The organism is Streptomyces globisporus (assembly GCF_003501885.1).
Lineage (GTDB): Bacteria > Actinomycetota > Actinomycetes > Streptomycetales > Streptomycetaceae > Streptomyces > Streptomyces globisporus_D.
The window spans coordinates 20,962-31,331 of record NZ_QWFA01000068.1 but is presented as its reverse complement, the minus strand read 5'-3'; the positions used below and the strand labels follow the sequence as shown (position 1 = coordinate 31,331).

Here is a 10,370-nt window from a genome sequence, read left to right as displayed (position 1 = left end):
GGCCCGGGCGGGGGCCGGGAGAGGGGCCGGGTGCTGTGACCGACGTCCTGCTCATCGCGCTCTTCGCCTTCCTGGGGGCGGCTGCCGCGGGGCTTCTCGGCGCAGGGGCCTTGCGCCTCCTGCGGCACCGTTCGCTGGTGGTCTCGCTGAGCGTCGTCGCCGGGGTGGCCGTGGCGGCGATGCTCGCCGGGACGCTGACGGTCTGCTGGGCGATGTTCCTCTCGCCCCACGACCTCTACGTCGTCACCACCGTCGTCGCGATGGCCGCCCTCATCTCCCTGGCCACCGCGATCCTGCTGGGTCGCTGGGTGGCCGCCCGGAGCCGTGAACTGACGCTGGCCACGAGGTCGTTCGGCGACGGTGGTACCTTCGCCGCGCCCGCCGGGCAGCCCACTGCCGAGCTGGCCGCGCTCGCCCGTGAACTGGCCGCCACCAGCGCGAAACTGGACAGCTCGCGGGAGCGGGAACGTGCGCTGGAGACCTCGCGGCGCGAACTCGTCGCGTGGATCTCGCACGATCTGCGCACCCCGCTCGCCGGACTCCGCGCGATGGCCGAGGCGCTGGAGGACGGCATGGCCCCCGACTCCGGGCGCTATCTGCGGCAGATAAGGACCGAGGTCGAGCGGATGAACTCCATGGTCGGTGACCTCTTCGAGCTCTCCCGCATCCAGGCCGGTTCGCTCACCCTGGCGCCGGCCCGGATCTCCCTCTACGACCTGGTCGGCGACGCGCTGGCCGGGGCCGACCCGCTCGCCCGGGAGCACGGGGTACGGCTGGTGGGCGACCGGATCGACGAGGTTCCGGTGGAGGTCGACGGCAAGGAGATGAGCAGGGTCCTCGGCAACCTCCTCATCAACGCCATCCGCCGCACCCCGCCCGACGGCACCGTGGCCGTCGCCGCACACCGCTCGGACGGCGGTGTGGTGCTGTCGGTCACCGACGGCTGCGGTGGAATCCCCGAGGAGGATCTGCCCCGGGTCTTCGACACCGGCTGGCGCGGCAGCCACGCCCGCACCCCGCCGGCCGGGGCGGGCCTCGGACTCGCCATCGTGCGCGGCATCGTCGAGGCCCACGCGGGACGGGCCGAGGTCCGCAACGTCCAGGGCGGCTGCTGCTTCTCGGTCACGCTCCCGACAGTGTGACGGCGCTCTGCTCGCGGTGGCCCCGGCTCTCCGTGCCGCGGCCCCGCGCATCGCGCAGCGGGGCCGCCGCGAAGTCCTTCATCCCCTCGGCGAAGGGCACCCGGGGCCGCCAGCCCAGCTCCTCGCGCAGCGTCCGCGAGTCCGCCGTGACATGGCGTACGTCGCCGAGGCGGTACTCCCCGGTCACCACCGGGTCCGGCCCGCCGTGCGCGCCGGCCAGCGCGGCCGCCATCTCGCCGATGGTGTGCGGTTCGCCGCTGCCGGTGTTGTACGCGGTGAAGGAACCGGGCCGCCGCTCCCGCACCGCTTCCAGGGCCACCGTGTTCGCGGCCGCCACATCGTGGACATGGACGAAGTCGCGCCGCTGGCCCCCGTCCTCGTAGACCCGGGGGGCTTCGCCCCGCGCCAGGGCCGAGCGGAAGAACGAGGCGACACCGGCGTACGGGGTGTCGCGCGGCATCCCCGGCCCGTACACGTTGTGGTAGCGCAGGGACACCGCCCGGCCGCCCGTGGCCCGCGCCCACGCGGCGGCCAGGTGCTCCTGGGCCAGCTTGGTCGACGCGTACACATTGCGCGGGTCCGCCGGCGCGTCCTCGGCCACCAGGCCGGGGGCCAGTTCCGTGCCGCAGTGCGGGCAGCGGGGCTCGAAGTCACCCGCGCGCAGATCAGTCTCCGCACGAGGCCCGGGGCGGACCGTGCCGTGCCGGGAGCAGTCGTAGCGCCCCTCGCCGTAGACCACCATCGACCCGGCCAGCACCAGGTCCCGGACCCCGGCCGCGGCCATCTCCGCCAGCAGAACCGCCGTACCGAGGTCGTTGCACCCCACGTACAGCGGGGCGTCAGCGAAGTCCTTGCCGAGGCCGACCATGGCCGCCTGGTGGCACACCGCGTCCACGCCGGAAAGCGCCTCCGCCACCGTCTCCCGGTCCCGCACGTCCCCGACGACCACCCGGTCGCCCGGCAGCTCCGGCGGTGCGCCGCCGGGGTGGGCCGAGGGCAGCAGGGCGTCCAGCACCACGCTCTCGTGCCCGGCCGCGGCGAGGGCGGCGACGACATGTGACCCGATGAACCCGGCTCCGCCGGTGATCAGTACGCGCATGACGGCCACGCTAGGGCCGGGCGCGGCGTCGGACGGGGTCCGGCGCGCGTACGTCAGGGGACCGTAAGGACCTTGTGGGGACGGGAGCGGCCGGCCGGCATACCACCGGCCGCTGCCGGCAAGGTCGCGCAGCTCCCGACGCAGGGGCCGAACCGTAGAGGGGGGTACCGGCTGGTCCGCCTCGACGCCGGAGCCCCCGCCCACCGGCCCCGGTGCCTGAGCGGCGGACCGCCGACGTCCGGATTCGGGGCGTGAAATTCGGCCGTACTCCGGCAGTGGCCGGTCCTGGCCGTGCGCGGGTGCTGCGGGGTGGGGGCCGCAAGGTGCCGTGCGTGGCTCGGCAACACTGCTTATTTTGAGCCATGCTTGATGAATCGTCATTCCTGTGTCGTCCCATGTGCCCTATCGACAAGGAGAGTTGATGAGCTTAGGCTCACCTAAGTTTGGGTGCGTGGCCTCCGTAGGCGTGCCCACATACCGAGACCTTCCCCTCGCGCCTGACAGGCGGCTTTCCCGGATGATGGGAGTGACATGTCACAGGTTCTTCCTGGCGACACACCACTGGTCCACGACCTCATCGGCATCGGCTTCGGCCCGTCCAATGTGGCCATGGCGATCGCGCTGAGCGAGCACAACAGCAAAGTCGGCAGGCAGGATTCGGTCACCGCCCACTTCTTCGAGCAGCAGGAGAGCTTCGGCTGGCACCGCGGCATGCTCATCGACGACGCCACCATGCAGGTCTCCTTCCTCAAGGACCTGGTGACGCTCCGGAACCCGGCGAGCGAATTCAGCTTCCTCTGCTATCTGCAGAGCCAGGGCCGGCTGATCGACTTCATCAACCACAAGAACCTCTTCCCGCTGCGGGTGGAGTTCCACGACTACTTCGAGTGGGCCGCGGCCAAGGTCGACGACCTGGTCTCCTACGGACACGAAGTCGTCGCGGTCACCCCGTTCGTGCACGACGGGACCGTGGAGTACCTGGACGTGACCGTCCGGTCCGCGGAAGGGCTCTCGGTCCACCGGGCCCGCAACCTCGTCATCGGAACCGGCCTGCGTCCCCTCATGCCGGACGGTGTGGAACGCGGCGAGCGGGTCTGGCACAACTCCGACCTGCTGCGCAAGGTCGATGGGCTGGAAGGCGAGTCGCCCTCCCGGTTCGTCGTCGTCGGTGCCGGACAGAGCGCCGCCGAGAACGTCGCCTACCTGCACCGCAGGTTCCCCGACGCCGAGGTCTGCGCGGTCTTCTCCCGTTACGGCTACAGCCCCGCCGACGACAGCAGCTTCGCCAACCGGATCTTCGACCCCGACGCGGTCGACGACTTCTTCGCCGCCCCCGAGGAGGTCAAGAGGCGGCTGATGGCCTACCACGGCAACACCAACTACTCCGTGGTGGACATCGACCTGATCGACGACCTCTACCGGCAGATGTACCGGGAGAAGGTCCTCGGCACCGAACGGCTGCGCTTCCTCAACGTCTCCCGGGTCACCGGGGTGGTGGAGAAGCCCGACAGCGTCCGCGCCACCGTGAGATCCCTGGTGACCGACGAGGAGTCGGAACTCGACGCCGATGTCGTGGTGTTCGCCACCGGCTACAGCCCCGCCGATCCTTTCGGCCTCCTCGGTCGGGTCGGCGAGCACTGCCTGCGGGACGAGGCGGGCCGCGTACGCGTCCAGCGCGACTACCGGATCTCGACCGTCCCCGCCCTGCGCTGCGGCATCTACCTCCAGGGAGGCACGGAGCACACGCACGGCATCACCACGTCGCTGCTCTCCAACACCGCGATACGGGTCGGTGAGATCCTTGACTCGCTGCTCGACCGGCGGGTCAAATCCACCTCCGACGCGTCCCGGACCGCGGTCGAGGCCGTCGAGGGCGCAGGTGGCTGAGCAGGCCTCAGCAACCGCTGAGACAAAGCGAGTTCACGTTCGGCCCGCCCGGTGACCCATCGGGCGGGCCGGGCGCGACCGGTCCGATCAAAGGGATATCGTTCGTCGTCATGATCACCACCGCAGTGGAGCGCCCCGTGCCGGACGGGGTGACGGACACCCGCCGGCGCAGGGCCGTGGGGCTGGCCGTCCTCACGGTGACCCTGCTCGTCGCGGCGACGGTGTCCCTGGCCGTCGGGGCGCGCGCGTTGAGCCCCGCCGAGGTCTGGCACGGGCTGTTCGCGGAACCCGAGCCCGACCAGAAGCTCACCGAGATCCGGCTCATCGTCCAGACCGTGCGCGTGCCCCGAACGGTTCTCGCGATCGTGGCGGGCCTGGCCCTGGGGGTCGGCGGGGCGCTGATCCAGGGGTACACCCGTAACCCCATCGCCGACACCGGACTGCTGGGGGTGAACGCCGGGGCCTCCTTCGCCGTGGTGTCGGTCATCGCCGTCTTCGGGTTCACCGACCCGTTCCAGTACGTCTGGTTCGCCTTCGTCGGCGCGGGTCTCGCCGGTGTCGTCGTCTTCGGCCTGGCGAGCGTCGGCAGGGGTGCGGGCAACCCCCTGACCCTCGCCCTGGCCGGGCAGGGCGTCACCGTGTTCCTCGCGGCGATGACCGCGGCGGTGGCGCTCTCCGACAAGGAGTCGCTGAACGCGCTGCGGTTCTGGAACGCGGGCTCCGTCGCCGGGGTCCGCTTCGACGTCATCTGGCCGGTGACCGGCTTCATCGCCGTCGGACTGGTCCTGGCGCTGATCACCCTGCCCGCCCTCAACCTGCTCAACCTGGGCGACGACGTGGCGCGGGCGCTGGGGGTGAACATCGCGGCGAGCCGGACCCTCGGCATCGTCGCCGTCACCCTGCTGGCCGGGGCCGCCACCGCCGCCTGCGGCCCCATCGCCTTCCTCGGACTCATGGTGGCACACGTGGCCCGCTATCTGACCGGCCCCGACTACCGCTGGCTGGTGCCGTACGCCGGCCTCCTCGGGGCCGGTGTCCTGCTGGTCTGCGACATCGTGGGCCGGGTGGTCGTACGGCCGGGCGAGCTGGAAGCGGGGGTCGTGGTCGCCCTCCTGGGGGCCCCCTTCTTCGCGGTCCTGGTGTGGCGAGGGAAGTTCAAGAGCGCATGAGAAGAGTTCAGGAGCGCATGAACGGGACCGAAGTGGCCGGTGCGGCCGGTGGTACGGGTGGAGCCGACGTGAAGGCGTCGATGCCGCCCGGGGTGCGGCTCGGCCGGGTGTCGTTCGTCTGGCGGCCCTGGCTCGTGCTGGTCACCATGGTGCTCGCGGCGGCGGCCTTCCTGATTTTCTGCCTCTCCATCAGCGTCGGCGACTTCCCCATCGGCCTCTCCCGGGTGATCGCCACCATCCTCGGCCGGGGCGAACAGGTCGACCAGTTCGTCGTCATGGACCTCCGCATGCCCCGGGCCCTGGCCGGCCTCGTCGTGGGCGTCGCCCTGGGCGTCTCCGGGGCGATCACCCAGTCCGTGGCGCGCAACCCGCTCGCCAGCCCGGACATCCTCGGGATCACCGCCGGAGCCGGCGCCGTCGCGGTGTTCCTGGTGACGGCGACGGGCGGGACCGCCGCGGCGATCACGGGCTCGGTCGGGCTGCCCGCCGCCGCCCTGCTCGGCGGTCTCGGCACGGGGCTGCTCGTCTACTTCCTCGCCTGGCGGCGCGGCATCGACGGCTTCCGGCTCATTCTCATCGGCATCTCGGTGACCGCCGTGATGCAGGCGATCACGACCTGGCTGCTGGTCTCGGCCGACATCCGGGACGTGGCGCGCGCCCAGGTGTGGCTGGTCGGCTCGCTGGACAACCGGTCCTGGGACGAGGTCAAGGTGGCGTTCTGGGCCACGCTCGTCCTGCTGGCCGTCGTGGCTACCGTGGCCTTCCCGTTCAAACCGATGCACCTCGGCGACGACGTCGCCGCCGGGCTGGGCGTCCGGTTCGGCCGGGTGCGGGCCGTCCTGCTGCTCTGCGCGGTCCTGCTGGCCGCCGTCGGGGTGAGCGCGGCGGGGCCGGTCCCGTTCGTCGCGCTGGTGGCTCCGCAGGTGGCGATGCGTCTGGCGCGGTGGCCCACGCCGCCGTTGATCGCCTCCGGCATGGTGGGCGCGCTGCTGCTGATCGGCTCCGATCTGATCGCCCGCGCGGCGCTGCCGATCGGTCTGCCGGTGGGTGTGGTCACCGCCGTGATCGGCGGCCCGTTCCTCGTCTACCTGTTGGTGCGGGCGAACCTCCGGTAGATGGTAGAAGTAAGGCTGACCTCAACAAGGGGGGCTCGTGGTCGCTCAGTTCACCGCCCGGACCGATGCCGGCGTCAAGGACGTTTCGCGGCTGGCCGCCAGGGGCGTCACCGTCGGGTACGGGGACCGGACGGTCATCGACCAGCTCGACGTGGCCATCCCGTCCGGGGTGATCACCACGATCATCGGCCCCAACGGCTGCGGCAAATCCACCCTGTTGCGCACCCTGACCCGGCTGCTCAAACCGGCCGGCGGCACCGTCGTACTGGACGGCGAGGACATCGCTACGCTCCGGACCAAGGACGTGGCGAAGAAGCTCGGACTGCTGCCGCAGGCGCCGGTCGCCCCGGAAGGGCTCACCGTCGCGGACCTGGTCGCCCGGGGACGCCACCCGCACCAGAGCTGGCTGCGGCAATGGTCGTCGGACGACGCCGACGTGGTGCGGCGCGCCCTGGCCATGACCGGGGTGGCGGACCTCGCCGACCGGACCGTGGACTCCCTGTCCGGCGGCCAGCGCCAGCGGGTATGGATATCGATGACCCTCGCCCAGGGCACCGATCTGCTGCTGCTGGACGAACCCACCACCTATCTGGACCTGGCCCACGCCATCGACGTACTCGACCTGGTCGACGATCTGCACGAGTCGGGCTGCACCGTCGTCATGGTGCTGCACGATCTCAACCTGGCCACGCGCTACAGCGACAACCTCGTCGTCATGCGCGGGGGAGCCGTCCTGTCCCAGGGGCACCCCCGGGACGTGATCACCCCGGAGCTGTTGCACGAGGCGTTCGGGCTGCGGGCCAAGGTGATCGACGACCCGGTGGGCGACCGGCCGTTGATCGTTCCGATCGGCCGGGCCCATGTGCGGGCGGAACCGTAGTCCGGAGACCGAACGGTTCTTCTGCGCAAGTATTTTGATGGCCAGTCAGGTGCAACTCGTGCTGACGGGTGGAAAGTTATCCAGTTAGGCTAGGCTGGCCTCACTTGCTCGGGGTACAGTCTGGCTGCCCTCGAACCGGGGCGCAGTGGACAGCGCGAAAGCAAGGGATTTGACGATGCTTCTCCATCGAACGACGCCCCGGAAGCCGTGGCGGAGACTGGCCGCGGCGGTGTCCGCTGCCACCCTCGGTGTCGGCCTGCTCGCGGGATGCGGCAACGACTCGGCGGACGAGAAGGAGAACGACGACACCCCGGCGGCGGCCGAAGGCGCGTTCCCGGTCACCGTGGAGCACGCGTTCGGGTCCACCGAGGTCAAGAAGGCCCCCCAGCGGGTCGTCACCGTCGGCTACACCGACGACCAGGCCGTCCTGGCGTTCGGCATCAAGCCGGTCGGCATGGTCGACCAGTACCCGAACCCGGCCGGCCAGAGCCCCGACATCAACACCCAGTGGCCCTGGGTGAAGGACCAGTGGGGCGACGCCCGCCCCGAGGTCGTCATGAAGAACGGGGACGCCGGCCCCAACTTCGAGAAGATCGCCTCGCTGCGCCCCGATCTGATCATCGCGGTCTACTCCGAGGTCGACAAGGCGGCCTACGAGAAGCTCTCCAAGATCGCCCCGACCGTCGGCCGCACCAAGGGCGAGAAGGAACTCTTCAGTGCCCCCTGGCAGGACAACGCGGCCCACATCGCCAAGGCGCTCGGCAAGGAGAAGGAGGGCGCCGACCTGATCAAGGGCATCCAGACCAAGCTGGACGCCGCCAAGAAGGCCAACCCCGACTTCGCCGGGCAGAAGGCCGTCGCCCTGTCCTGGTACAAGGACTCCATCTCGGCCTTCACCTCCACCGATGTACGCGGCCGGCTCGTCACCGGCACCGGATTCACCTACCAGAACGAGATCGACAAGATCGCCGACGGCGGCTTCTCCACCGAGCTCTCGCCCGAGCGCATCGACCTGATCGACGTCGACCGCATCTTCGTCGTCAACGACAAGGCCGACACGGAAGCGCTCAAGAAGTTCGAGCTGTTCGCCAACCTGCCGGCCGTCAAGAACGACAAGGTCTCCTACCTCCTGGACAGCGAAGGCCCCGCGGTCGGCGCCGCGATGTCCCAGGGCACCCTCCTCTCCCTGCCGTACGCGATCGACGAGCTCGTCGAGTCGGCCAAGTAGTGATGACGACCCGACGGCCCGTCCCCCGGCGAGAATCGGTCTCCGTGTGACTGTCACCGACACCCCCGTCGCCCCCACGACCCTGCGCACCGCGACGGGGGGAGAGGCCGCTCGCTGGGTGGCCCGGCACTGCCGGCAGGCCCCCTGGCTGTCGGCCTCCACCGCCCTCACCACGGTGGCCGGGGCCGCGCTCCAAGTGCTCCCGGTGCTGCTGCTCGGCAAGGTGGTCGACGCAGTTGTCGGGGGCGAGTCACGCTCGATACTCCTCACCGTCGGCATCCTGATGGTGGCCGCCGCCCTGTTCGGCGCGGCGGCCACCGCGGCCTCCACCTTCCTGATCGGGAGGCTCGGGGCCGAACTGCTCGCCCGGCTCCGCGAGGAAGCCGTACGCGCCGTGCTCGGCATGCCCAGCGCACGCGTCGAGGAGGTCGGCCGGGGGGACGTGCTCTCCCGCGTCGGCGACGACGTGGCCGTCATTTCCAAGGGCATCCGGACGGCCATCCCCACCGTGTTCTCGGCGGGCGTCCTGGTCGTCATCGCGACGATCGGCATGTTCGGCCTCGACTGGCGGCTCGGCCTGGCCGGAGCCTGCGCCCTGCCCGCGTACGCGCTGGCACTGCGCTGGTACCTGCCCCGCTCCGCCCCCCTCTACCGCAAGCAGCGGGCGGCCCAGGCCGACCGCGCCCAGGCCCTGATCAGCGGACTCAACGGAATCGACACGGTCCGGGCCTACCGCCTGGAGGGCGCCGTACGCGAGAAGGTCACCGACGAGTCCTGGCGGGTGCGCAACCTCGGCATCGAGGTGTTCCGCTTCTTCGGCCGGTTCGTCGGCAGGGAGAACCGGGCCGAGTTCATCGGACTCGTGCTGATCCTGGTCGTCGGGTACGCCCTGCTGGAGGCGGACGCCGCCACCCTCGGCGAGGTGTCGGCGGCGCCGCTGATGTTCCACCGCCTGTTCACCCCGCTGGGCGCCATCATGTTCACCTTCGACGAGGCCCAGAAATCCGGCGCGAGCCTCACCCGCCTGGTCGGCGTCTTCTCGGAACCCTCCGAGGAGCGCCTGGTGGGCGACGCCTCGGTCGCCACCGCCGCCGTCGCGCCCTACCCGGTCACGGTCCGGGACCTGACCTTCACCTACCCCGGCGCCGAGGACCCGGTGCTGCGGGACGTCTCCCTGTCCATCCCGGCCGGTGGCTCGCTCGCCCTCGTCGGCGCGACCGGCGCGGGCAAGTCGACCCTGGCCGCGCTCATCGCCGGCATCGGGAGACCACAGGCCGGGTCGGTGCACATCGGGACCCACGACCTCGCGGGCATGGACGAGGCCGGGGCCCGCGCCCTGGTCAGCATCCTGACCCAGGAGACCCACGTGTTCTCCGGCCCGCTCGCCGACGACCTGCGGCTCGCCGCACCCCTCGCGAGCGACGACGACCTGATGGACGCCCTGCGCACGGTCGGCGCCGGGGAGTGGGCCGGCTCCCTCCCCGACGGCCTGCACACCCCGGTCGGCGAGGGCGGCGAACGTCTGGACGTCACCAAGGTCGCCCAACTGGCCCTGGCCAGGCTGGTGCTCGGCCGGTCCCCGGTCGTGGTGCTCGACGAGTCGACCGCCGAGGCGGGCAGCGAGGGTGCCGCCGAGCTGGAACGCGCCGTGCTGGCCGCCTGCTCCGGCCGGACCACCCTGTTCGTGGCCCACCGGCTGACCCAGGCGATGGCCGCGGACCGGATCGCCGTGCTCTCCGCCGGACGGGTCGTGGAGGAGGGAACACACAGCGAACTGGTTGAGCTCGGAGGTCAGTACGCCCGGCTGTGGCGCGCCTGGCGCGAGGGAAGTTAGCGGAAAAGCCAGTCCA

8 protein-coding genes are annotated in these 10,370 nt (G+C 71.1%); 7 read left to right on the top strand and 1 reads right to left on the bottom strand.

Annotated features, from left to right (window positions below; translation table 11 throughout):
• The first annotated feature begins 35 nt into the window (after positions 1 to 35).
• On the top strand, positions 36 to 1,142 hold the full coding sequence (locus D3105_RS14985) for a sensor histidine kinase (RefSeq protein ID WP_118903708.1): 1,107 nt from the start codon (positions 36 to 38) through the stop codon (positions 1,140 to 1,142).
• Here the strand turns inward: D3105_RS14985 and D3105_RS14980 are convergent.
• Positions 1,123 to 2,241, bottom strand: a complete 1,119-nt coding sequence (locus tag D3105_RS14980) for an NAD-dependent epimerase/dehydratase family protein (protein ID WP_118903710.1) — start codon at positions 2,239 to 2,241, stop codon at positions 1,123 to 1,125. The genes D3105_RS14985 and D3105_RS14980 overlap by 20 nt on opposite strands.
• Positions 2,242 to 2,772: 531 nt before the next feature.
• Between D3105_RS14980 and D3105_RS14975 the strand changes: the two genes are divergently transcribed.
• The 6 genes from D3105_RS14975 to D3105_RS14950 all read left to right on the top strand — a co-directional run bounded on the left by D3105_RS14975 (position 2,773) and on the right by D3105_RS14950 (position 10,354).
• The gene (locus D3105_RS14975) at positions 2,773 to 4,128 is read left to right on the top strand and encodes a lysine N(6)-hydroxylase/L-ornithine N(5)-oxygenase family protein (protein WP_118903707.1); all 1,356 of its coding nucleotides are present in this window, start codon (positions 2,773 to 2,775) and stop codon (positions 4,126 to 4,128) included.
• A 110-nt stretch (positions 4,129 to 4,238) separates the two neighbouring features.
• Positions 4,239 to 5,297 carry a FecCD family ABC transporter permease gene (locus tag D3105_RS14970; protein WP_118903706.1) on the top strand — a complete coding sequence of 353 codons (1,059 nt, stop codon included), beginning with the start codon at positions 4,239 to 4,241 and terminating at the stop codon, positions 5,295 to 5,297.
• 17 nt (positions 5,298 to 5,314) lie between these two features.
• Positions 5,315 to 6,412, top strand: a complete 1,098-nt coding sequence (locus D3105_RS14965) for a FecCD family ABC transporter permease (RefSeq protein WP_206272742.1) — start codon at positions 5,315 to 5,317, stop codon at positions 6,410 to 6,412.
• A 37-nt stretch (positions 6,413 to 6,449) separates the two neighbouring features.
• Entirely contained in the window at positions 6,450 to 7,292 is an 843-nt protein-coding gene (locus D3105_RS14960; protein WP_118903705.1) for an ABC transporter ATP-binding protein, read from the top strand.
• A 175-nt stretch (positions 7,293 to 7,467) separates the two neighbouring features.
• A complete protein-coding gene (locus D3105_RS14955) occupies positions 7,468 to 8,520 on the top strand; it encodes an iron-siderophore ABC transporter substrate-binding protein (RefSeq protein WP_118903704.1) in 1,053 nt (350 codons plus the stop codon).
• Positions 8,521 to 8,566: 46 nt separating this feature from the next.
• Positions 8,567 to 10,354: an ABC transporter ATP-binding protein gene (locus D3105_RS14950; RefSeq protein ID WP_118903703.1), complete on the top strand. Its 1,788-nt coding sequence runs from the start codon at positions 8,567 to 8,569 to the stop codon at positions 10,352 to 10,354.
• Positions 10,355 to 10,370 lie beyond the last annotated feature (16 nt).